General features: G+C 51.1%; 26 protein-coding genes and 1 pseudogene. 7 read left to right on the top strand and 20 right to left on the bottom strand.

What is annotated here, in order from left to right; genetic code table 11:
• The first annotated feature begins 327 nt into the window (after positions 1 to 327).
• The 3 genes from ftsE to GJV52_RS05680 all read left to right on the top strand — a co-directional run bounded on the left by ftsE (position 328) and on the right by GJV52_RS05680 (position 2,504).
• On the top strand, positions 328 to 978 hold the full coding sequence (gene ftsE / locus GJV52_RS05690; protein ID WP_095502219.1) for a cell division ATP-binding protein FtsE: 651 nt from the start codon (positions 328 to 330) through the stop codon (positions 976 to 978).
• On the top strand, positions 975 to 1,892 hold the full coding sequence (gene ftsX, locus GJV52_RS05685; RefSeq protein ID WP_095502218.1) for a permease-like cell division protein FtsX: 918 nt from the start codon (positions 975 to 977) through the stop codon (positions 1,890 to 1,892). The genes ftsE and ftsX overlap by 4 nt, the downstream gene beginning before the upstream one ends.
• A 138-nt stretch (positions 1,893 to 2,030) precedes the next feature.
• The gene (locus tag GJV52_RS05680; RefSeq protein ID WP_095502217.1) at positions 2,031 to 2,504 is read left to right on the top strand and encodes a CinA family protein; all 474 of its coding nucleotides are present in this window, start codon (positions 2,031 to 2,033) and stop codon (positions 2,502 to 2,504) included.
• Positions 2,505 to 2,588: 84 nt separating this feature from the next.
• Here the strand turns inward: GJV52_RS05680 and GJV52_RS05675 are convergent, their stop codons facing one another.
• The 3 genes and pseudogenes from GJV52_RS05675 to GJV52_RS13225 form a co-directional block, all read right to left on the bottom strand.
• On the bottom strand, positions 2,589 to 2,795 hold the full coding sequence (locus GJV52_RS05675; protein ID WP_095502216.1) for a hypothetical protein: 207 nt from the start codon (positions 2,793 to 2,795) through the stop codon (positions 2,589 to 2,591).
• 231 nt (positions 2,796 to 3,026) lie between these two features.
• Positions 3,027 to 3,353 carry an FKBP-type peptidyl-prolyl cis-trans isomerase gene (locus tag GJV52_RS13230; protein WP_095502215.1) on the bottom strand — a complete coding sequence of 109 codons (327 nt, stop codon included), beginning with the start codon at positions 3,351 to 3,353 and terminating at the stop codon, positions 3,027 to 3,029.
• A 40-nt stretch (positions 3,354 to 3,393) separates the two neighbouring features.
• Positions 3,394 to 3,629, bottom strand: a pseudogene (locus GJV52_RS13225) (DUF2061 domain-containing protein).
• 147 nt (positions 3,630 to 3,776) lie between these two features.
• Between GJV52_RS13225 and GJV52_RS05665 the strand changes: the two are divergent.
• Positions 3,777 to 4,727, top strand: a complete 951-nt coding sequence (locus GJV52_RS05665; protein WP_100564033.1) for a D-2-hydroxyacid dehydrogenase — start codon at positions 3,777 to 3,779, stop codon at positions 4,725 to 4,727.
• A 330-nt stretch (positions 4,728 to 5,057) separates the two neighbouring features.
• Here GJV52_RS05665 and gnd read toward each other — a convergent pair whose 3' ends face one another.
• Positions 5,058 to 6,506: a decarboxylating NADP(+)-dependent phosphogluconate dehydrogenase gene (gene gnd / locus GJV52_RS05660; RefSeq protein WP_095502212.1), complete on the bottom strand. Its 1,449-nt coding sequence runs from the start codon at positions 6,504 to 6,506 to the stop codon at positions 5,058 to 5,060.
• 456 nt (positions 6,507 to 6,962) lie between these two features.
• Here gnd and ggt point away from each other — a divergent pair, with 456 nt between their 5' ends.
• Both ggt and GJV52_RS05650 read left to right on the top strand, forming a co-directional pair.
• The gene (gene ggt, locus GJV52_RS05655; protein WP_100564031.1) at positions 6,963 to 8,720 is read left to right on the top strand and encodes a gamma-glutamyltransferase; all 1,758 of its coding nucleotides are present in this window, start codon (positions 6,963 to 6,965) and stop codon (positions 8,718 to 8,720) included.
• A gap of 426 nt (positions 8,721 to 9,146) precedes the next feature.
• Positions 9,147 to 9,488, top strand: coding sequence for a hypothetical protein (locus GJV52_RS05650; protein WP_100564029.1), 342 nt, complete (start codon positions 9,147 to 9,149; stop codon positions 9,486 to 9,488).
• A gap of 6 nt (positions 9,489 to 9,494) precedes the next feature.
• Here the strand turns inward: GJV52_RS05650 and GJV52_RS05645 are convergent, their stop codons facing one another.
• The 13 genes from GJV52_RS05645 to GJV52_RS05585 form a co-directional block, all read right to left on the bottom strand.
• Positions 9,495 to 10,265, bottom strand: a complete 771-nt coding sequence (locus GJV52_RS05645; RefSeq protein ID WP_100564027.1) for a DNA adenine methylase — start codon at positions 10,263 to 10,265, stop codon at positions 9,495 to 9,497.
• A gap of 49 nt (positions 10,266 to 10,314) precedes the next feature.
• On the bottom strand, positions 10,315 to 10,422 hold the full coding sequence (locus GJV52_RS05640) for a Com family DNA-binding transcriptional regulator (protein ID WP_123796416.1): 108 nt from the start codon (positions 10,420 to 10,422) through the stop codon (positions 10,315 to 10,317).
• A 135-nt stretch (positions 10,423 to 10,557) separates the two neighbouring features.
• Complete coding sequence (locus GJV52_RS05635; RefSeq protein ID WP_100564025.1) at positions 10,558 to 11,016, bottom strand: hypothetical protein; 459 nt, start codon at positions 11,014 to 11,016, stop codon at positions 10,558 to 10,560.
• On the bottom strand, positions 11,016 to 11,621 hold the full coding sequence (locus tag GJV52_RS05630; protein ID WP_154212873.1) for a hypothetical protein: 606 nt from the start codon (positions 11,619 to 11,621) through the stop codon (positions 11,016 to 11,018). The genes GJV52_RS05635 and GJV52_RS05630 overlap by 1 nt, the downstream gene beginning before the upstream one ends.
• Positions 11,622 to 13,673 carry a pyocin knob domain-containing protein gene (locus tag GJV52_RS05625; RefSeq protein ID WP_154212872.1) on the bottom strand — a complete coding sequence of 684 codons (2,052 nt, stop codon included), beginning with the start codon at positions 13,671 to 13,673 and terminating at the stop codon, positions 11,622 to 11,624.
• A gap of 2 nt (positions 13,674 to 13,675) precedes the next feature.
• Positions 13,676 to 14,251, bottom strand: a complete 576-nt coding sequence (locus GJV52_RS05620) for a phage tail protein (RefSeq protein WP_100563542.1) — start codon at positions 14,249 to 14,251, stop codon at positions 13,676 to 13,678.
• A 2-nt stretch (positions 14,252 to 14,253) separates the two neighbouring features.
• Complete coding sequence (locus GJV52_RS05615; protein ID WP_100563540.1) at positions 14,254 to 15,393, bottom strand: baseplate assembly protein; 1,140 nt, start codon at positions 15,391 to 15,393, stop codon at positions 14,254 to 14,256.
• Positions 15,384 to 15,761 (bottom strand): GPW/gp25 family protein, encoded by a 378-nt coding sequence (locus GJV52_RS05610; RefSeq protein ID WP_100563538.1) that lies wholly within the window; start codon positions 15,759 to 15,761, stop codon positions 15,384 to 15,386. Before GJV52_RS05610 ends, GJV52_RS05615 begins: the two co-directional genes overlap by 10 nt.
• Before the next feature lie 78 nt (positions 15,762 to 15,839).
• On the bottom strand, positions 15,840 to 16,418 hold the full coding sequence (locus GJV52_RS05605; protein ID WP_100563536.1) for a phage baseplate assembly protein V: 579 nt from the start codon (positions 16,416 to 16,418) through the stop codon (positions 15,840 to 15,842).
• Positions 16,402 to 17,502 carry a phage late control D family protein gene (locus tag GJV52_RS05600; protein WP_100563534.1) on the bottom strand — a complete coding sequence of 367 codons (1,101 nt, stop codon included), beginning with the start codon at positions 17,500 to 17,502 and terminating at the stop codon, positions 16,402 to 16,404. Before GJV52_RS05600 ends, GJV52_RS05605 begins: the two co-directional genes overlap by 17 nt.
• Before the next feature lie 10 nt (positions 17,503 to 17,512).
• The gene (locus tag GJV52_RS05595) at positions 17,513 to 17,731 is read right to left on the bottom strand and encodes a tail protein X (RefSeq protein WP_049332801.1); all 219 of its coding nucleotides are present in this window, start codon (positions 17,729 to 17,731) and stop codon (positions 17,513 to 17,515) included.
• Positions 17,728 to 18,624, bottom strand: a complete 897-nt coding sequence (locus GJV52_RS05590) for a phage tail protein (RefSeq protein WP_100563532.1) — start codon at positions 18,622 to 18,624, stop codon at positions 17,728 to 17,730. The genes GJV52_RS05595 and GJV52_RS05590 overlap by 4 nt, the downstream gene beginning before the upstream one ends.
• Entirely contained in the window at positions 18,624 to 21,269 is a 2,646-nt protein-coding gene (locus GJV52_RS05585) for a phage tail tape measure protein (protein ID WP_100563530.1), read from the bottom strand. Before GJV52_RS05585 ends, GJV52_RS05590 begins: the two co-directional genes overlap by 1 nt.
• 40 nt (positions 21,270 to 21,309) lie before the next feature.
• Between GJV52_RS05585 and GJV52_RS05580 the strand changes: the two genes are divergently transcribed.
• Complete coding sequence (locus GJV52_RS05580; protein ID WP_100563528.1) at positions 21,310 to 21,489, top strand: hypothetical protein; 180 nt, start codon at positions 21,310 to 21,312, stop codon at positions 21,487 to 21,489.
• A gap of 13 nt (positions 21,490 to 21,502) precedes the next feature.
• Here GJV52_RS05580 and GJV52_RS05575 read toward each other — a convergent pair whose 3' ends face one another.
• The 3 genes from GJV52_RS05575 to GJV52_RS05565 form a co-directional block, all read right to left on the bottom strand.
• Positions 21,503 to 21,646: a GpE family phage tail protein gene (locus GJV52_RS05575; protein WP_100563526.1), complete on the bottom strand. Its 144-nt coding sequence runs from the start codon at positions 21,644 to 21,646 to the stop codon at positions 21,503 to 21,505.
• 28 nt (positions 21,647 to 21,674) lie between these two features.
• Positions 21,675 to 21,968, bottom strand: coding sequence for a phage tail assembly protein (locus GJV52_RS05570; RefSeq protein ID WP_100563524.1), 294 nt, complete (start codon positions 21,966 to 21,968; stop codon positions 21,675 to 21,677).
• Positions 21,969 to 22,080: 112 nt separating this feature from the next.
• Positions 22,081 to 22,596 carry a phage major tail tube protein gene (locus tag GJV52_RS05565; protein ID WP_100563522.1) on the bottom strand — a complete coding sequence of 172 codons (516 nt, stop codon included), beginning with the start codon at positions 22,594 to 22,596 and terminating at the stop codon, positions 22,081 to 22,083.
• Positions 22,597 to 22,605: the final 9 nt, after the last annotated feature.

The following is a 22,605-nucleotide window of genomic DNA, read 5'->3' as shown; positions in this document are numbered from 1 at the left end:
GTTTCACCGGCTTGCCAAGCTGATAATAAGCTGTGGATAAATTCGGGATAAAAATGCCAAGCCTTATCCACCCTGCCGCTGCCGATAGTGCAGCGGTTTTGCCGTCTAATGGTAAGCGTGCCGAACAAATATTGTTCAAAACGGCGCAAAGCCTTTATAATCGGGCAAATCCGATTTTTTCAGACGGCCTGCAGCAGGGTTTGACCACTCAAATGAAACGCTGTTGTTGCATGCATATTAACATCGGCAAAACAGGGGAAAATTTGTGGATAATTTTTTGAATCCCTTTATTTTCAGGCCGTCTGAAACCATTTTTCAGGAAGAGTTATGATTCGTTTCGAACAAGTTTCCAAAACCTATCCCGGTGGTTTTGAAGCCTTAAAAAACGTCAGCTTTCAAATCAACAAAGGCGAGATGATTTTCATCGCCGGCCATTCAGGCTCGGGAAAATCAACCATTTTGAAGCTGATTTCGGGCATCACCAAGCCGACCGAAGGCAAAGTGTGGTTCAACAAGCAGGATTTGAGCGAACTGAGCGACAACCAAATCGGTTTTATGCGCCAACACATCGGCATTGTGTTCCAAGACCACAAAATTCTCTACGACCGCAACGTGCTGCAAAACGTGATTCTGCCCTTACGCATCATCGGCTACCAACCGGCCAAAGCAGAAGAGCGCGCGCGCATTGCGATTGAAAAAGTCGGTTTGAAAGGCCGCGAATTGGATATGCCGGTGTCGCTTTCCGGCGGTGAACAGCAGCGTTTGTGTATCGCCCGCGCGGTGGTACACCAGCCCAGCCTCTTGATTGCCGATGAACCTTCCGCCAGCCTCGACCGTGCCTACGCGCTCGACATCATGGAATTATTCAAAACCTTCCACGAAGCGGGCACCACCGTGATTGTGGCGGCACACGATGAAACGCTGATGGCCGATTACGGCCACCGCGTCATCCGCCTGCAGAAAGGACGTTTGGCATGAGTTTGATTCATTATGTTTCGCTGCACGTCGAATCGGCACGCACCGCGCTGAAGGATTTAATTCGCCAGCCTGTCGGCACTTTGCTGACCCTGCTGATGCTGGCGATTGCCATGACCCTGCCGCTGTTTCTCTATTTGGGTGTGCAAAGCGGCCAAAGCATTTTGGGCAAATTAAACGAATCTCCGCAGATTACCGTGTATATGGACACCGATGCGGCTAAAGCCGATACGGATACGGTGCAGAATCTGTTGCAACGCGATACGCGTTTGGATACGGTGCGCTTCATCAGCAAGCAAGACGGTTTGGAAGAATTGCAATCGAATCTGGATCAGAATTTGGTATCGATGCTGGATGAAAATCCGCTGCCGGATGTGTTTATCGTTACCCCCGATGCCAATTCTTCTCCGGCGCAAATGCAAGCGATTTATCAGGATTTGGTGAAGCTGCCGATGGTAGAATCGGCGACCATGGATACGGAATGGGTGCATACCCTGTATCAAATCAATGATTTTATCCACAAAATTTTGTGGTTTTTGGCGATTACCTTAGGCATGGCGTTTATTTTGGTGGCACACAACACCATCCGCCTGCAAATCTTAAGCCGCAAAGAAGAAATTGAAATCACCAAGCTGTTGGGTGCGCCGGCTTCATTTATCCGCCGCCCGTTTCTGTATCAAGCCGTGTGGCAGAGCTTATTCTCCGCCGCCGTGAGCTTGGGCTTGTGTGCATGGTTGTTGAATACCGTGCGCCCGATGGTCGATTCGATTTTCAAACCTTACGGCCTGAATATCGGCTGGCGCTTCTTCAATGGCAGCGAAATCGCGCTGGTATTGGGTTTTGTGATTGCGCTGGGCGTATTCGGCGCCTGGCTTGCCACCACGCAGCATTTGCTCGGGTTTAAAGCGAAAAAATAAATGGTTTCAGACGGCCTGTGGATAACACAGGCCGTTTTTATTTGGCCTAGTTTTTAAAACCGCGTACAATCTTTTTAGACGGCCTGAAGTCTTAGCCCTAGTTCGTTTTCCATCCTATCTATCCCGAAAGGAACCTTCATGACAGCACTTCAAACCATCGCCCAATATTTGTCCGACCACCGTCAAACTGTCACCAGCGCCGAATCCTGCACCGGCGGTTTATTGTCGGCCGCGTTTACCAGCATTTCCGGCAGCTCGCAGTGGTTTCACCAAAGCTTTGTCACCTACAGCAACCAAGCCAAACAAAATACCTTGGGCGTGATGCCTGAAACCTTGTTGCAACACGGCGCAGTCAGTCGCGAAACGGTGCATGAAATGGCACGCGGGGCAAAGGCGGTGGCGCAGGCGGATTATGCGCTGAGTATCTCCGGTATTGCAGGGCCCAACGGCGGCAGCAAAGACAAACCGGTCGGCACAGTTTGGTTCGGCTTGGCCACACCGGCGAAAAACATCGAATGCACGGCTTTATTTGAAGGCGACCGGGAAAGCGTGCGCCGCCAAGCGGTGGATTTTGCGCTGAATCTGTTGGCTGAACATTTAACTGCGAATTAAATTACCTTAGTGAGATAAACAAACATAGGCCGTCTGAAATAATTCAGACGGCCTGTTTATATTTAATCTGTCAAAAAATGACGATTATTGTGCCGCGCTTGCCGCACTCGCTGCGCTGGCAGCTGCATCAGAAGCAGCGGCGTTTTCAACCACTTCTTCAAAGGTCACAGGTGCAGAAGCTTGTTCAGTTTGAACTTCAACCGCAGCGGTTTCGGCTTCTTTTTCTGCCTGGGCAGCCAATACAGTGGCCGACAAAGCGGCAGCAGTCAATAATGCAGCAAATTTTTTCATGGGATTTCCTTCTTACTTTATGGTTTTCAAACACGGTATCAACAGCGATACGGTTTCTGTAAGAAAGTTTTGAGCAATAAAAGTTCACAATAAATTATAAATTTAACTTTTAAATTCAATACTCTAATATGTTTATGTCTTAATTTTATTCATCTGTAAACTAATAAAATGCCGTCTGAACAATACGCAAGCATATTTTTTCAGACGGCATCTTTTGAGATAAGCAATTATTTAGTCATGAACTTTTAACAGTTCTACTTCAAAAATCAACGTTGCATTTGGCGGAATCACGCCACCGGCACCGCGCGCGCCATAACCCATTTCGGCAGGGATGGTTAATTTACGTTTGCCGCCTTCTTTCATGCCACCGAAACCTTCGTCCCAGCCCTGAATCACTTGGCCGACACCCAAAATAATGGTCAAAGGCTGACCACGGTCGACGCTGGAATCGAATTTGGTGCCGTTTTCCAACCAACCGGTGTAATGTACGGTGATTTCTTTGCCTTTAACGGCTTCTTTACCGCTGCCGACTTCGATGTCTTCAATAATCAAGCTCATGCTGTTTCCTTCTTTGCGTTGGAGAGGAGAAAAGTTTAGCTTAACACATTTTCTGCGCATCGACACACTGATGCAGCGGCAGCAGCATTTCCTGCTTTTTGTTTTTTGGCGCTCGTAGCGGTTCCATGCTTTTTCATGGAAATAAAACACCACAGTGTTGACCATCGGCTCAATCAAGGCCACCGCGCTGGAAATGCCGATGCTGCCGGTCAAAATATAGGCCACGCTAAAGGCCACGCCGAAATGAAGCATTGCAAAGGTAATGGTTTTAATCATAATATTGTCCTCCAAGGCCGTCTGAAACTCGGCCTGTATCATTTAAGACAAATAATAACGATTCGCAAATCATGCGTACAGTTGGATATTTTTATTCAACCTTAGCTTAAAACAATCGTTATAAAATTTCTCATAAAGGAAAATTATATGAAACCGCTCAAAATCGTCATGCTCGACCGCGCCACGCTGCTGGAGCGCGACATTACCTTTGATTTTCCACATGAATTGATTTGCTACGATGCCACCGAGCCGCACGAAGCCTTAGATCGTATTAATGGCGCCGACATCGTGATGACCAACAAAGTGGTGGTCTCCGCCGAAGCGATTGCGCAAAATCCACAGCTTAAACTGATTGCCGTGGCGGCCACCGGCGTGAACAATGTCGATGTCGAAGCAGCCAAACAAGCCGGTGTGGCGGTGGCGAATGTGCGCGCTTACGGCAATGAATCGGTGGCGGAACACGCCTTTATGCTGATGATTGCCTTAAGCCGCAACCTGCCTGCCTATCAACGCGATGTTGCAGCCGGCTTGTGGGAACAATCGCCGTTTTTCTGCCATTACGGTGCGCCGATGCGTGATTTAAACGGCAAAACATTGGCAATTTTTGGACGCGGCAACATCGGCCAAACTTTGGCGCGCTATGCCGAAGCTTTCAATATGAAGGTGGTTTTCGGCGAACACAAACATGCCGAAACGGTGCGTGAAGGTTATGTGTCGTTTGATGAAGCCATTCAGACGGCCGATGTGATTTCGCTGCATTGTCCGCTGACCGAGCAAACCAGCAATATGATTGGTGAAACCGAATTGAAACAGATGAAACCCGGCGCGATTTTGATTAACTGCGGCCGCGGCGGTTTGGTTGATGAAACCGCCTTAGTCGCTGCCCTGAAATACGGTCAGATCGGCGGTGCAGGGTTTGATGTGTTGACCGAAGAGCCGCCGCGCAATGGTAATCCGTTGCTCAAAGCACGGTTACCCAACTTGATTATTACGCCGCACATGGCTTGGGCAAGCCACGAAGCCATCAACCGTTTGTTTGATATTTTGCTGGATAATGTGGATAAATTTGTCAAAGGCCAGCCGCAGAATTTGGTGTAAGGTTCAACAAACAATCCACAATCGAGTAGCCTTCATTTCATAAGGTTTCGATGAATCAAGGTGTATCCATGCCAAAATACTTCTTGAAAACTTGTGGATAATTTTGTGAACAATATTAAAATGCCGTCTAAAAGGTTCAGACGGCATTTTATTTTTTATTGCTAATTCAAAAAGATAGATGAATAGTTTTCTCTATTGACTTTGAAATCCAATGTGGAAAAACTTATCACGAATAAAATCAAGGCCGTCTGAAATACTTTCCGATTTCAGACGGCCTTGAATCAATCAGCCATTAAAGCAGATTTAGGCAAATCAGTTATCCACAATTGATTAAATATCGTAAGTGGTTGACGCGGTGTCGCCGCCGGTACCAGTCCAGTTGGTGTGGAAAAATTCACCACGCGAACGGTCGGTTCGCTCGTAAGTGTGTGCGCCGAAGTAATCACGTTGTGCCTGCAGCAGATTGGCCGGTAAACGTTCGGTGGTGTAGCCGTCCAAGAAGGTAATCGCTGACGCCATACACGGCATAGCAATGCCGCTTTCAATCGCTTTGGCCACCACTTTGCGCCATGCCGGCAAGCAGCTTTCTAATACGCCTTTAAAATACGGATCGGTACCCAAGAACACCAAATCCGGATTGGCTTCGTAAGCATCGCGGATGTTGCCCAAGAAAGCGCTGCGGATAATGCAGCCTTCACGCCACAGCAAAGCGGTGTTGCCGTAATTCAACGCCCAGTTGTTGGTTTCGCTGGCTTCGCGAATCAACATAAAGCCTTGGGCGTAAGAAATGATTTTTGACGCCAACAGCGCTTGGCGCAAAGCATCCACCCACTCGGCTTTGTCGCCGCTGATTGGGGTGATGGTTTTGCCGAACAGCTTGCCGGTTTGTACGCGTTGTTCTTTGAATGCCGATACGCAACGGGCGAACACAGCTTCGGAAATCAGCGTCAACGGAATGCCCAAATCCAAGGCGTTAATGCCAGTCCATTTGCCGGTGCCTTTTTGACCGGCGGTATCGAGAATTTTTTCAACCAGCGGCTCGCCGTTTTCGTCTTTGTAGCCCAAAATATCGGCTGTGATTTCAACCAGATAGGAATCCAACTCGGTTTGGTTCCACGCGTTGAAAATGTCGTGCATTTCATCGTAAGACAAGCCCAAGCCGTCTTTCATGAATTGGTAGGCTTCGCAAATCAGCTGCATGTCGCCGTATTCAATGCCGTTGTGCACCATTTTGACAAAGTGGCCGGCACCATCACGACCAACCCAATCACAGCAAGGCTCGCCTTCAGGCGTTTTCGCGGCGATGGCTTGGAAAATCGGTTTCACTTCCGGCCATGCGCTTTCGTCGCCGCCCGGCATAATCGAAGGACCATTGCGCGCACCTTCTTCGCCACCCGATACACCGGCACCGATAAAGCGGATGCCTTTGGCCGCCAGCTCGTGTGTGCGGCGGGTAGAGTCGGGATAATTGGCGTTACCGCCGTCAATGATGATGTCGCCTTGGTCCAATAAAGGCACCAATTGTTCGATAAAATCATCGACCACTGCACCTGCACGCACCATCATCATGATTTTGCGTGGTTTTTCTAATTTATCAACCAAGTCTTGCAGCGAATATGCGCCAATAATATTGGTGCCTTTGGCGGCACCATTTAAAAAATCGTCTACTTTACTGGTGGTACGGTTAAACGCCACTACTTTAAAACCGTGGTCGTTCATGTTCAAAATCAGGTTTTGACCCATGACGGCCAAACCAATGACACCGATGTCGCCTTTCATTGAAGGAAGCTCCGTTATTGTTAATTTATCGGGCATTACTCTACCCGATTTACAGTGTTTTAACAATCCTTAACTTTTTAATTTTTTGAAAAGTTAGCTTAAGGTTTTTATTTGGCTTGAAAAGCCGTAAACAGAATAATACTAAAATTTAAAATATAAAAAGATTATGATTATGAGCAGGCAATTTTTTTGTGTATAACTTTTATCCCGATTATTTTTCAAAAACTTATCTAAAAATAAACTGCAAGGATAAAGCGGCTTGTGGATTGTTTATGAATGTGGATAATTTAAAAACTTTCAAACGGCCTGTGTATAAATATCGGCTTACCGACAAGTTTATGCCAACTTATTCTTGGAAAATGCGAACGCTTTGGGCTATAGTCGGTCTGTTTAAAGTTATACATTCAGCTTAAGCTTATTCAGGCCGTCTGAAACATGAGAAAAGAGGAGTATCAAATGAAATCGACTTGGACATTAAGCATTCTAGCCACTTTGGTGCTGGCCGCTTGTGCACAATCTTCCGCGCCGAAACCGGCCGCGGTTTCCGCCGACAGCCACGCGCCGGAACAAGGCACGGGTTTGACCGAACAGAAATTGGTGCACGCCAAAGAATTTATGGCTGCTTCTGCCAATCCACTGGCCACCGAAGCTGGTTATGAAATTTTGAAACGCGGCGGCAGCGCGATTGATGCGATGATTGCCATGCAAATCACCCTAAGCCTGACTGAGCCGCAATCTTCCGGCTTGGGCGGAGGCGCGTTTTTGGTGTATTGGGACAACAAAGCCAAAAAGCTGACCACATTCGACGCACGCGAAACCGCACCGAAATCAGCCACGCCGCAATTATTCCTAGATGAAAACGGCAAACCGCTAGAATTCATGAAAGCCGTGGTCGGCGGCCGTTCGGTCGGCGTGCCGGGTATTCCGAAACTTTTGGAAGATACCCACAAGCGTTACGGCAAATTGCCGTGGCAAAGCCTGTTTGACAGGCCGATTCAATTGGCCGAGCAAGGTTTTGCCGTGTCGCCACGCATGTCGCAATCCATCGAGCAAAACAAAGAATCGCTGCAACGTTATCCACAGACTGCTGCCTATTTCCTGCCTAACGGCGCACCATTGGCCGCAGGTACGATGTTGAAAAACCCTGAATTTGCCCAATCGGTAAAACTGTTGTCCAAAGAGGGCAGCGCGCCGTTTTACCATGGCAAACCCGCGCAGAATATGGTGAACACCATCACTGGCGCGCCGGACAATCCGGGCAAAATCACGCTGGCTGATTTCAAAAACTACCGCGTGATTGAGCGCACGCCGGTGTGTTCGCCTTATCGTGAATACGAAGTGTGCGGCATGGGTGCGCCAAGCTCGGGTGGCATTGCCTTGAGCCAGATTTTGGGCATTTTGCAAACAAAGGACATGAAAAAACTGGGCGCGGAAAATATCCACAGCTGGCGCTGGATCGGCGACGCTTCACGCGTGGCCTTTGCCGACCGCGATTACTATGTGGCAGACCCAGATTTCGTAACCGTGCCGACCAAAGCCTTAATTAGTCAATCTTATTTGAATAGCCGCGCACAGGAAATCCGCGCCACTGACAAAGCCCTGCCGCAAATCAACGCCGGTAAATTGAGCAACCAATTTGCTGCCGGCAAACCGGCGGAGCTGCCTTCGACCAGCCACATCGTGGTTGTGGATAAAGAAGGCAACGTGGTTTCCATGACCACTTCGATTGAAAACGCGTTTGGCTCTACCCTGATGGCCAACGGCTATTTGTTGAACAACGAATTGACCGACTTCGCCTTTAATCCGGCCAATGCCGAAGGCAAAGTAGTGGCCAACAGCGTGGCCGGCGGCAAGCGCCCGCGCTCTTCCATGGCGCCGACTATTGTGATGAAAAACGGCAAGCCTTATATGGCGGTCGGCTCACCGGGCGGCAGCCGCATTATCGGTTATGTGGCCAAAACCTTAGTCGCGCACATCGACTGGGGCATGGACATTCAGACGGCCATTTCCCTGCCAAACATGCTCAACCGCGGCAGCAGCTATGAAATCGAGCAAAACACCGCCGCCACTGAGTATGCACCGCAATTGGAACAACTGGGCTATAAAGTGCAGGTGCGCGATTTGAATTCGGGTGTACAAGGCATTGTGATCGGTCAAGATGGTTTGCAAGGCGGTGCCGACCCGCGTCGCGAAGGCAAAGTGATGGGGGATTAATCAAACCTTTGCTTTGAATAAAATATGCCGTCTGAAATCTTTCAGACGGCATGTTTTATTTTATACTCCAATAACGAACATTGTGGATAAAAAGGACGAGCGATATTGGGGATTTTGATGTTGTTACTCTTTGGTAAGCTGCAAGATTATTTTATTGAAAGCAGCAGTGCATGGCATTGGGCGGCAGCGTTGGCAGTGTTGCAGGGGCTGATGGCTGGGTGAAGCCGCGCGCGATAAATCGGCGCGTTTTGTGAGATAAAGTGTTTTTTTATTTTATTTCACACTCTGCAACTTTGTTTCAAATCCTGCCAAACAAAGGCAGGATTTTTTATATTTGCGAAAACATCGCACTCGGATTGCTCGGCTCTTTGGTGTAGCTACGCTAACATGTGCTCACGTTAAATAAATACACCACAGGAGCACAATATGGATTACCCAAACATGGAACGAGATAGCTTGTTTTACAAAGAATTTGCCAACCACTTTGATTACCGCAATAAACCTTGGACGGCCTTTGTGAAAGCTGCCCGCAGAATCTCTCAACGTCTTGATGTAGATATTGAACGAGCAGTTGATTTTTTAAATAGTGACGATGGTGGTCTTTTTGTGATTGAAATGATTGAATTTGCCGAAGCCGGTAAAATAAAACAAGATATCGAATACCTGACCGATGGGGCAATTGCTACTTTCCGCGCGATGTCGGCCGCTCCTAAAATGTGGGCAGATTTGGAACAGCAAGCAAGGGGGCGAGAGGCCGCTCTTGCTTGAACATTTTTAATAGTTACAGATGACCAGCTCACCGCTGGTCTTTTGCGTTTTATCACGACCAACTGAATAGGCCAGCTCTAAACGCGTCATACGGAAGTCTTTAAACAGCTCCCTAATATCAGGGTGGTCATTAATTGAAAGCATGACCTTGCCTTTACACTCCGCCATCATTTTGGCCAACAGCTCATACTGCGCCCAGTCAAAGGCTCTGTCGTAGCCTGCAAGCTGCCAATACGGTGGGTCGGCATAGAAAAAAGTGTGTTCGCGGTCGTAACGTTTGAAACACTTTTCCCACGGCTCGTTCTCGATGTAGACTCCGTTCAGCCGTTGCTGCGCGGCTTTCAGACGGCCTGCGATGTCGGCGGCGGTAAAGCCGCGTCCAGTGGTGGCTGTGCCGAAATGCTGGTCGACCGTTTTACCGCCGAATGCAGTGTGTTGCAGATAAAAGAAGCGAGCTGCTCGCTGGATATCGGTCATCGCATCGGGCGGTGTAGATTGCAGACGGGCAAACACTTCGCGGCTGGTCAACGTCCACTCAAATTGGCGCACGAACTCGTCAAAATGATGCTGCACAACGCGGTAAAGGTTGATGAGCTGGCCGTTGATATCGTTGAGCACCTCGCACTTGGCCGGTTGCGGCCGCATGAAGAATAGCGCCGCACCACCGGCGAAGAGCTCAACGTAGCAGGTATGCTCGGGAAACATCGGAATCAGGTGTTTGGCCAAACGGCGTTTACCACCCATCCAGGGAACAATTGGCAGAGGCTTTTGAGTCATGATTACTCCTATATATAAGTATCGGTACTCAAAGGCACTCAGGATTGAATTATTGGGTTTTAAACTGATTGAGCAATTTGCAGCGCGGACACTTGATTTCAAAGCAGCCACGGCCAACAGCCAACAACTTAAAACAATTTTTGCAACGATGTTTCATTTTTCACAGATTCCTTGTCGTTAGTGATAAAATCACCGCACCTCGCGAGGTACGGTAAAAAAGGCTAACGCAGGTCAAGTCTGCTGAAGCTGGCGCGGAGAACGGTGGTAGGACACCGCCGCGCAGCCGTTTTCTTTACATTTCTGCCGTCATGCCCGCCAAATCATTAGGCGACAGCCGCCACGGCTCGGCTAAACCCAAGACATGGGCGCACCACTCCGAGCAAAACCACTTATCCGGCCGGTTGCCGACGCGCAAGACCACACCAAGCGAGCCGAGCACATCGTACGACTTGCCTTGTGTCATCAGCCAAATCATCTGCAATTGGGCAGTTAACACGTCCGCTGCCGGAAGCTCAACCAAATCCCACTTACTCTCAGGCAAGCGCATAACTTTACAGCGCACGCCGCCATCACGCAGGCTGGCGGAATAGCACTCAAACACGCCGCCACCCAAGGCCACGGCAATCTCGCAATGCGAGTAAATGCCGCGCGTGGCCTTGCGAATCACCCAATCCGCAAAGCGCATGGCCAATGCCTTAGGGCTGCGGCCTGATTTGCGGCCTTTATACAATGCTAAATAGACTTTTGCCATCAGACGGCCTCCGGCGCGGTGAACTCAATCTTGATTTTATCGAGCGCGGTAACCGTTTTAGCCGCCCCAATCTTGCTTTGCAAGGCTTGACGTTGCCCTGCCACATGGGCAGACAAGGCGGAATAGGCCAAGGCTTTGCGCAAGGCGGCGGCCTTGAGTTTGTCAGGCTCCATGCCACGCGCGGCGGCAATGCGGTCTAACACGGGCGTGGCGGCGGTGTTGTCGGCTGCCCACGCTTGCGCCTCGGCTGATTGCAGCGGCCATGTTTGCAGCTCAAAATCGGGGATGCTATCCAAATCGGCCGCCTGATTTACAAAGGCTTGCGCGGCTGCGTTAAGCTCAACCAGCTTGGCGGCTTTGGCTTGGGCAAGATTGATGGCGGGGCTGTTTTTGGCTTGCAAAATCAGCTCGCCGTTTTTATAAACGGCGGTTTGGTTGCCGCGGCCGCACCATTGCTGATATTGACTGATGCTTAATTCGGGCAGCTCGTCGATGTTGATATCGGGATACAGCTGCGCCAATGTGCGGTCGATTAAGTCAAATTCGCCGGCCTCGTTGTTGATGCGGACGCAATATCCGCTCAGTTGTGTATTAATATCAATCATTTAATAACCCTCTACTTTAATGACCATATCGATTAATTCATCACTGTCGCCAGCCCAGCGGCGCGAGTTAAACGAGACTTTATTTTTATTTGTGCCGCGAGGATTCCAGCTGTATTTATGCTCAGAGGCCTCATGTTGCCATCTTTGCGATATATTCGTATCGGTGGCGCGTACAAATTGGATTGAGGCATAACAGACTTTATTGGGCATAGCTGTCCATAAGTCGATATCTATTAATCTCCCCGCAGTAGTATTCCCATAACCGACGGCAGCCTCTTCGAAATCAAACCAAAAGACCCTAGCATTCTTGATGTTAAAATACTGCACAACGCTGCCATCGGGACTGATGACCGTCTCGCCTGTGACGCGCATGGTTTGTTCGGTACGACCGGATGCTGTGCCGTTAATGGTGCGGCTGTAGCTGCGGCGGGTTGCGGTGGCCGCCTTAACAGCTTTGTCGTAGGCGGTTTTGACGCCAGCAACACTTGCCGGTGTCGTTGAGCTGCTGCTGTTGACTGCATTGCTCAATGATGATTGCAACAAAATCGGGTCATTACTGTATGCGAGCGAGCCGTCGTTTTTGAGCTGCAAAAACTTTCTTGTCTGCGTATTTTCAATATACGTATCACTAGTATTTGAGCCCAATCGGCCGGTATTATCGCCATTCGAGCTGCTGAATGTGACGCCGCCGTTGTGATATGTGCGATGATTAAATGTTTTCTCGCCGTCGATTGTTTGACTGCCGCTTGTCATGACAGCATCGCGGCCGTCAACGCGCAGCCAGCTGCCCCACGACGAAGAGAATACGCGCACATACTCGTGACCATCGATTGTTGTGTAGCGCTGCATACTGCCGCCGCTGTATGACACGACTAGTACGCCGGCACGTGCCTCCGGATAGTTGTTACTTAGAGACGCGTTTGCCGTTTCCGCTTGATAATAAAAACCTTTTGCAGTGATGCTGTTTAGATTGTCGCTACTTGATAATGAGATGCCGCTTACAACCCAGTCTTCAATGCCGTATCCCGCCAATGTTGTTGATTTTGTGGCTTTTATTTCATTTAGTCGCTTCGCAACCGCTGCCGTTGCCGCTAAGTCCGTCGCTGTGCTTCCCAAGCCGTTATACAGTTGCACGACGCCGGCTGTTGTAGTGCTGGCTTTGTCAATCTCGTGCGTGTGCGACGTGCCGGAGACACTGTTGTTTGTCGACGCGGTGATTTTGCTCGGCGTGCCCAGCGCGATTGTGCGGTTTGCAGTCAAATTTCCGCCACCGCTTAAGCCGTTGCCTGCGGTGATGGTGATGCTGACGTTGGCTTTTCCGTCTTGCAGTTTTTTACCCATGGCCGCCGTCAACGCTTGGTTGGTTGCGCTGCTGCTTAAGGTATTGTTAAGCTGCACAATACCGGGCGTGGTTGTGCTGGCCTTGTCGATGGCATGGCTGTGTGAACTGGCCGCCACGGTATTGTCGCTGGTTGCGGTAATGGTTGACGGGGTGCCGAGGGCAATGGTGCGGTTGGCGGACAGATTGCCGCCGCCTGTGAGGCCGTTGCCTGCGGTGATGGTGATGCTGACGTTGGCTTTTTCGTCTTGCAGTTTTTTGCCCATCGCCGCCGTCAACGCTTGGTTGGTTGCGCTGCTGGTCAAGGTATTGTTAAGCTGCACAATACCGGCCGCTGTTGTGCTGGCTTTGTCGATGGCATGGCTGTGTGAACTGGCCGCCACGGTATTACCGCTGGTTGCGGTAATGGTTGACGGGGTGCCGAGGGTAATGGTGCGGTTGGCAGACAGATTGCCGCCGCCTGTGAGGCCGTTGCCTGCGGTGATGGTGGTAGTTTTGTCGGCTTTGGTGCCCAGCGCAATATCAGCGGCGGATTTGTTACTGCCAATGCTCTCAACAGCCTTGGCCAGCTCGGTTTTGAGCCATAAGGTGCGGTTAGCCAGTTGTCTGGTCGGCTTGTTGTCGATGCCGTTCTCACCGCCCATAACCGGGTCGGATGTTTCCCACTGATAGATACCGGCTTCCCAAGTTGCCGTTTCACGTAAATTTGCCATGTTTATGCAGTTCCTCGGTTAAATTGTCCGTTTCGTGTCGCGCGGCCGTTGTGCTGCAACGGCACAGCTTGATAGTCCAATGCAGCCAGCACACAACGCGCTGGTGCAAAAGCGGCAAGCGTACGCCGCAATAGATAAGCCTGATCGTTTGTAATCGGCGTGGCCAAAATGATGCGATAATGCGCCCATCGGTCGCTGTGTCCACGTGCGTATAAGCCGTTGCGTGTGATTTCGCCGTCATGCCGTTTGTTGCCCATGCCTTCTAAAATCGTTACTTCGCCAAAGCCAAGCCGCCGCACGATTTCCCGAATAGCCCACAGTGTGCCTTTATAGCGGTGCAATTCATACGCACCTTTAATCAATTTGCGCCGTGCGCTGTCGCTTTCGGCAAGCCAGTAGCCGTCTTCATTCAAAATAGACCGACTTTCGGCAAGCAATTCAAGGTGTTCGGGGGCGACCAAATCCACCAAGCGCGGCATCAGCTTGGGCGTATCCAATAAATCCAAGCGTAAGCCCAAATTTGCCAAAATGCGGTAACGTTGGTCGCGTTCAATGATTTGTGCATAAGTCAGTTTCATGCTTAACCGTCCTGTTGCGTGGTGGCAATGCTGATGCGTACTGATGTGCATCGCGCCCATTGATTGGGTTCAATCACGCGCAAGGTCGGGCTGTTTAACACCACGTTGTACACGCCTGCTACTTGCAATACGTTCATCACATCAAGCGGCACAATATCGCCCCCCAGTTTTTCACGTCTTGCACTCTCGTATTTTGCCCAAGCGGTTTCGGCGGCGGTTTTGACTGCCAGAGCGTTTGCACCTGTAAACAGCACCAATTCGGCATTCAGCGTGTAATCCACCGTTTCAGGCGCCTTCACGACCACCGTATCGCACAAGGGGCGTTTTTTTTCGCCCGACAATTCGGTGCGGACTTGGGCAATCAATTCGTCAGACGGTAAACCTGTTTTCGTCAAAACCGTTACCGCCACCGTGCCGCCAATCGCATTGCCTTTGCTGTCGTTGGCATTGCCAACATGGACATCGCAAATCGCTGGCGATACGGCGCGCGCCCAATATTGATACGCGCCCACGCTGCCAGCCACGCTAAAACTTTCAGGCGCAAGCAACACACGCTCGCGGTAGGCATCATCGCTTTCAGTTTCTACGCCGCCTGCGGGTATGCTGATGTTTTGCGCGGCAATTCGGTTTGCACCTGATAATGCCGTCTGAACGGCATTGATTTGCCCGACAGCCCAGCCGTTGCCGCGTGTGCCTGTTTGGGTACACTCGGCTTGCAAATCCATTTGCGGACGGTTTGCGCTTAATTGCCCCTGTTCAATCGTGGCAAATACCACATCGCCCACCGCCACTTGTGTCCCCATCGGGATATTGACTTCGCCCACAAAATCGCTTGCTGTAAAACGTAAAGTGCAACGCGCCGCGCTATCTTGCAAACGCGGTGTATTCACATCATCGCCACATAAATCCAGCATCAAACCTGTGGCAAAACGGACGTGCTGTTGGCGGTAGGCTTCGTTAACCTGCTGACGAGTCAATGATTCGCGATAGGCGTACACGTTAATCAGCAAACGCTCAATGTGCGCCGGTTGCAGTGCCTTGCCGCTGTCTTGTTCATACTTGGCAATAATCTCGGCCAAGATGGTCGACAAATCATCAGCCACAACCTTGACGTCTTCACGCTTTAAAGTGCTTAAATCCATGTTGCATGCTCCAAATTCAGCGTTGTGCCGTAGATTTCACCGGATACTTCATCAGCTACACGCCACCGAACAGTCATGATGATGTGTGGGGCAGAGCCGCTAAACGTTACGTCTTCAACAACAGCTCGCGTTTCCCATGTTTGAATGGCCAACACGACTTCGCGCACGGCATTCGGTATAAACACATCTTCTGGGGTATCAATGTAGTCAAAATGATTGCTGCCAAAGGCCGGACGGGTCACATCTGAGCCTTTGCGGGTGGACAAGATGTTGTGGATACACAAGTCGATATCGTCCACGCCCTGCGCTAAACCGCTGCCACTGGGGGCAAGCTGCCAGTGCTTGGAAATGGGCGTATCGAATTGCATAAAAAAATCCCTGTATCGTTTTGATACAGGGATTCTGCCTGAAACTGCATAAAGCTGATTTTAATGCGTTTTAAAACCTTATTTCGGTGTCGATGTTGTGCCACCCGAGTCACCGGTGTGGGTATGGCCAGGTAAGCTGATGCCTTTGGATGTGATGTCACCGGTAGCCTCAATTGCACCATCAATTTTGGCCGATGCACCGCTGCCACCTTTACCCGACATGCCGGCGGTATAAGTAAACAGACCTTCAACCGTCAAGGTTTTTTTCGCCACGGCATCGGCATCAATTGTCACCACGCCGTCGGTTTTGACCAGGACATCCCCTGATTTGCGGTCGTGTTCGATAATCGTGCCGTTTTTAAAGCGGCGTACCCATTTGTCTTTGCTGCTGGCCGGTGGCTTATCGGCTGCGCTGTAAATCGCGCCAATCACGCAGCCGTTTTCGCCACGCGCGTCCAGCAGGCAGACAACTTGCTCGCCCTCGTCGGGCAGGCTGTAAAACTGATTGCCACCGGCTGCCGGTGTGGCCATCGGCAGCCAGTCGGTTTGCATGTCTTCCAGCGCAGGGATTTTGACGCGCAGATTGTGGCCGGCTTCATCCACCGCCGATACCACGCCGAATTGCAGGGTTGCCCCGAAATCATGCGTTTGCTGCATCCTGCTGCTCCTCATCATCGATATACTCAATCATCTTAATTTCCAGCTCGGTGGTGTAGCCGCTGCTGCGGCGATACTCATGCCGCGCTTGCTTCACCAAATACTTACCGGAAAACTTACCCATGTCTTTCAGGCGCACGGTTTGACCGGCCACCAGCAGCGCATTACCAAACAATATGATGTTTCCGGCGCATTGGTCGTCTTGCGCGTCAGCTAAAGCCGCATCGGCGCGGGCATTGAGCTGCGTTTGGCTTTCGCCTTTATTCGGCACGATTTTCAAGGTGTCGCCGGTGTGGCCACGTTTGGATTTCGGGCGCAGCGACTTGGTTTTACGCGTGGCCGACACCGTTTTCTTGGTTTTCGGGTCGTAGCCGCGCATTTCCACTTGAGTCGGCACACCTTTAATCAAATCGCGCAGGCGGATTCGGGTCATGTCTTCAGGACTCAATATCACCACCGCTTCACGCTCTTTCAGCGTAGCGTTGTCGGCAAATACCAGCTTATTCCCGACAACCTTAAAGGTGTGGCCATACTCTTTGGCCAACCGGCTCAAAAACTCAATATCGCGCTCCTGATACTGGGTTACGCGCTTGATTTTGATGTCTTTCACTTGCCCTGCGGGCTGCAATTTCAGACGGCCTGCCACTTGTCGCACAATCTCGGCCAGCGTGGTATTTTCATACGCGCGGCCTTTTAAAGTGCGGCTGGCCTTGGTAATGCCTGCCGACAACGCCTTCAGGCTCACCGTTGATGGTGGGTGGTTGTATTCAATTTCAGCAATCTCAAAGCTGCCCAAATCCACCAAGCCGGTGAATTGGTCGCCCAAACTCAATGCCAGCGCATCGCCTTGCTCGGGATGCCAGCCGCGCAGCCAGCGGCCGTCGACATCTTCAAATTCGACCTGCAGCTCATCAGATTGCCCCTCGAGGTAATCTGTATAAACAAACGAAATCAGATAGGGCGCGATGTCGCCGGTGATGTCTTTGTTTTCGTAGCTCAGTGTGAAATCCGGCTTGGTTACCGGATGAGTGCCACCCGTACCGCCTTGAGCGGCCAAGCCGGACAAGAAACCTTTAATATCCATTTCAACCCTTTCAGCGCATCCAAGGCGGCAAATCGGCCTGACTGTTTTTCGGCTTGCTCTCCAACACCGGCACAAACACCGTCAAGCCGCTGACAAACTCTTCGGCCAACGGTAAATGTGGATTGGCCGCAATCAGGCCGTCAATCAGCAAAGCGTTGCCGTAGTGTTTATGGGCAATCAAATCCCAGCGGTCACCGTCTTTGGTGATATAGCGTAAAACCGCGCTCATCCATCACTCCTTATCGCCAGCCAACCGGTCAACTTTTCAGCGGCCGATGCACCATTGGTCACCGCTTCGGAGGCCGTAGTAATTGAGTCTCCAGCCGCATCCAGCCAGCCGCCGATAGTTCCGCTCTCGTAACCGGCACGCATACTCGCCACCGTGCTGCCGAGCGCATTTCCGGCTGCACCAAGCTGCGTGGCCATTTCAGCCGCGCCGGATAAGTCACCCAACAAAGCCGTTACTTCCGGTAAACCATTGAGTTTGCCCAATACATCACCGCCCACGCCGAGCGCGTCGCCGATTAAATTCAGCGCACCGGCGGGATCATTGCGCAACTCTTTAGCCGCCGCGATGATGCCTTGCATTTGCTCAATGCCGTTTTCTGCCGCACGATAAACTTTCACGCCGGTTTCAACCGCCTGCATCACATCTGCCGCTTGCGCCTGTACCGACTCGGGCAACAGCGAGAGCAACGGGTTTTGCTTGCCGCTGATAATTGCCGGAGTCGGCAGCGGATTATTCGGGTCGCCGATAAATTCCGTCAGCTCCACATCCAATTCACGCGCAGCAGTGCGGCCTTGCGCGTCGTGCACCAACGTGCGCTCGGTCAGGCTCTCAATGACAAACCAGCCGACAAAGCGGCCTGAGCCATAAACCAGCGACACCGCCTGCTGCGCTTCCAAAGCCGCCAGCAAACCCTTATAAGCCGTGTCGGGATTGCCCAACATCCAATGCAGTTTTAAGCCAAAGCGCAGCGTGGTCAGGTCGTTTTCCATCGCCTGTAGGCGTGGTCGGCCTTTTAACACTTCGTGCTTGGCAAACTTGGCCGAGTGCTGCGCTTCCAGACTGGCAAAGCTTTGCAAGGTCTCAAATCTCACATCGCCCAACATTGCATACATCAGTAAGCCCTCCGTTCTCGGTCAGCCATCATGCGCTGAAACAGCATTTCAAATTCGCGCAAACCCATTTGCAGGGCCGTCTGAATTTGGCCGGGGTCGCCGCCCGGGGCATGAATGGTCGGATTAAAATTTACGGTGATACCGCCTGCTTGCGACTGCGCCGCGCGTGCGGCGGCAAAGTCTGCACTGCTGCCGGAAATCCGCGCCGCCAAATCCGCACGCATACCGCCCACGCGACGGGAAAACCCGTCTTTCAGACGGCCTGCCCATGCACCCACAGCCTGCAACGGCCTGCCTGCCGTGCGCTTGATGCCCACGGCCAAACCCTCGGTCATGTAGCCGCCGTAGCCCGCGAACACGCGGCTCGGCGAGTGGATGCCCATACCTTTGCGGTCAGAGGTAAATGCCGACTTAACCGCCGATACTACGCCTTGCACCGCCGCCACCGCACGGCCGATACCCGCCTTGATGCCGTTGACCAAACCATCGATCATCATACTGCCGTAAGACATAAAGGTCGCGCCCAAGCCCGACAGCCAAGTCCACACCGCTTGGAAGGCGGTCATAAAGGCGGTTACCGGCGAGAAGGTCAGGATCAGGTTAAGCAGTGCAGCAATGCCGGCTGAGAAAAAGGCGATAATGTTTGCCCATGCTGTTGATGCAAATGTCACCAATGCTGCAATGGTTTGGCCAATCCACAGGCCGACAGACTGCCCAAAGTTACGAGCACCGCCCTCGGCTACTTGGCTCATGTTGAAAAAATCGCCAAACCAGTCAAGCAGCGGTTGTACCAATGGTTGAATGACAGACCAAATACTGCCCAGAACGGACATAATGACTTGACCGAAAGGAGCTATTACCGAAACCAGAGAATCAAACATCGGTTTAAGCGTAGCCAGTCCCTGTATTAAGCCATCCCATAATCCTGCAAAAAAGGCTTTCAGCGGCTGCCAATATTTATAAATCAAGAATGCAATAACAGCGACAGCCCCCGCCACCACCACAACGGGCCACATGGCAACCAATGAAGACAGGCCGAAACCCATCATAGCAGTGCGGGCTGCGGATAAGGCGCGGACAAATGCCCCTAAGCGGCCGGGTATGTCGGCGGGCAGGATACCGCCTTTCATAACCATAGAAACCAGTTGCGCCGTTACTTTGAATGATTGGAGTGCTCCTTTGGCAGTCAGAAATCCCGCCGTAATCCGATTGGCTGCTATTCTTACCAACCAACCACCGGCAACCATTGCAGCCAAAGCCATCGCTGTTTTGATAATATAGCCTGTTAATACCGGATGTGCATTCGCCCAGTCCGCAAGTTTATTGGCAATCTTGGTTATTGCACCCGCAAAATCATTGACCGCAGGCAGAATCACGCTGCCGACGTTGATACCCAACTCAACGAGACTGTTTTTCAGTAACTGGATTTGGTTAGCCGTTGTTGCCGAACGCGCGGCAAACTCCTTCTCCATGCTGCCCATAAATTCGGGCTTGCCGCCTTTGCCGGTTTTTTTCAGCTCTTCAATGGACTTTTTATAGGTATCCAAGCCGCCGACCAAAGCGGCTACATCATCCGCATACTCTTTCCCGAATAAGTCCACCAATACACCCATCTGCTGGTCTTTCGGTAGCTTCTCAACCTGTTTCAGGAAGTCCATCAAAGCCTGCTCACCGTTCTCTGCAATGGCTTTTTTCAACTTTTTAGAATCTGTTCCCATGCTGGCCAGCGCCGCTTGGAATTTTTTACCCTGTTTATCCGCAGTCATTAATTGAGTCAGCATGCCGTTAATGGCCGTACCGGCCACCTCAGGTGTTCTACCTAAAGCGATAAAGGCGTTACCTAGTGATGTCGTCTGAAGCTCAGTCAGCCCGAACTGCTTCGCCACACCGCCGACACGACCCAATACATTCACAATATCCGCGGCTTTCGCAGGGCTATTATTCGACAAATGATTGATGGCATCGCCTAGTTTGTCGATTTCGGCAATCGGGATTTTGTAGATATTGGCCAGCTTGGCCATACTGTCGCCCGCCTGTTCGGCAGACATATCGAAAGCGACCGACATTTTGGCGATGGTTTCGGTAAAAACAGGTATATCTTTACGCGCAATACCCAGCTGGCCGCCGGATGCCGAGATTTTGGCCAATTCCGTAGCCGCCATCGGAATGGTGCGGGTCATCTTTAAGATGTCCTGTTCCATCTCTTTAAACTGCTGTGGCGTATCGAAATCGACGACTTTGCGCACATCGGCCATCGACGATTCAAAATCAATAGCGAGTTTGACAGGCAAAGCGACTGTACCGGCAGCACCTACTGCAGTCTGCCATTGACCTTTCAAGCCTTGCCATTGCTGTGCATTCACCGCCTTGGCAGCCTGAATTTGCTGTAACTTGGCAGAACTGGCGGTCAGCTTTTTGATAGAACGGTCGATTTTGTCGTACTCTTGCCACAACTGCTTGGCAGCCTGCACACCCAAGCGGTCTTTATTCCGTTCCAGCACAGAAGCCAACTCATGTTGTCGGGCTTTAAGCGTACCTGTTGTCGTTTCCAGCGTTTTCATGGCTTTGCTGACGCTGGCCAAGCCCGATAAGGCACCGCCGACAGTAGCGGATACCGAAATCGAAACACCTAAATCAGAAGCCATGTGGTAATATCCTGTTTATGAATAACGAAAGGGAAAAAAGATGTTTGCCTTTGCCGTCTCAGCCTTGCTTCTCATCGTGATTGCCTCAGGTTTGGCTATGATTGCCGGACTTGCTTGGGGCTTACTGGAATGGGTATACGAAGCATGGTTCAAAAAAGAACCGGAACCAAACGGTTGGTGTACGCGTCTCGCTGAAGAAGTACGGGAAAAACGCTGTTAATCCGGCCATAACGTCAAATCATTCCGTTCCGAGCATAGCCCGCCTTAATTTGGCGGGCTGCTTCTTTCTGCCACTCCTCAAACTCATCCAGCGGCAGGTCGTAAACGGCCTGCACGCTCCAACCAAACCACCAAGCCAAATCGGCACAGGCGGCCAATAGTTCCTGATTGGCCTCGGCAGCTGATTTATGCGCCGCTTGCTTCGTCGGCGGTGCGAAAGGTGGCCTGAATAGCCTCTAAGTCTTTCAAATCCAGTTCGTCTAAGTCTTCCGGCACCAAACCGGTAACGCGCGACACCAGCAGCAAACCTTGCTCGGCCTCATTGGTAATGTGCATCACCGCGCGCAAATCGCCTACACGCGGGCGGCGCACAGTCACTTTTTCCAACATTTGGCCGGTAGCCAAACGCACCGGATATTTCAGCTTCACGGTTTGGGTTGCGCCCAAGTCTTCTTGCAGTTTCTGTGCTTCGTTGTTCATTGCTCAATCCTTTTCAAAAAACAATACAAATAAAAATAAAAAATCGCTGTATCTGCGGATACAGCGATTCTGCCAAAGGCCGTCTGAAACGGCTTTTAATGCCGTTTAAAACCTACGCACCGATGTTTTTGCGCATTTGAGACAACACATCCTGACCATCGACACGCAAGGTGTTGGTAAAGGCATTGTAGTAAAACAGCTCGCGGCCGTCGGCCACCTGACGCACTTCGGTCACATTGAACGTGCTGGAAAACTCGGCCTTTTCTTTGGGTTTAAAGCCACCCAAGGCATCTTTGCCGAATGTACCGGTCATGGTGGTGACCATGGCCACTTCTTTATCCAGTCCGGCCGCATCGAAAGTTTGCAGGTTGGAGCGGATCATCAGTTGCGTGGCTTTAAACGGGTTCTTGCTGTGCTTGGCCACTTCAGGATAAAAGCTGTTCCACGTGATTTCAGCTTCCATGGCTTCCATGCCGGTCGGCAGCTTAATGGTGCCGAATAAGCCCAAACCGGTCATTTCGTCCATCGAAAATTCGACTTCCGGCGCGGTGATTTCGGCGGCTTTGCCCAGCAGGTTGTTACCGTCGATATAGACGTTTGCGTTGTAGATTGCATTTAATTTAGGCATTTACAGCTC

Source organism: Neisseria brasiliensis, assembly GCF_009671065.1.
GTDB lineage: Bacteria > Pseudomonadota > Gammaproteobacteria > Burkholderiales > Neisseriaceae > Neisseria > Neisseria brasiliensis.
Note: the sequence above shows the minus strand (reverse complement) of the source record. Positions and strands in the feature narration are given on the sequence as shown.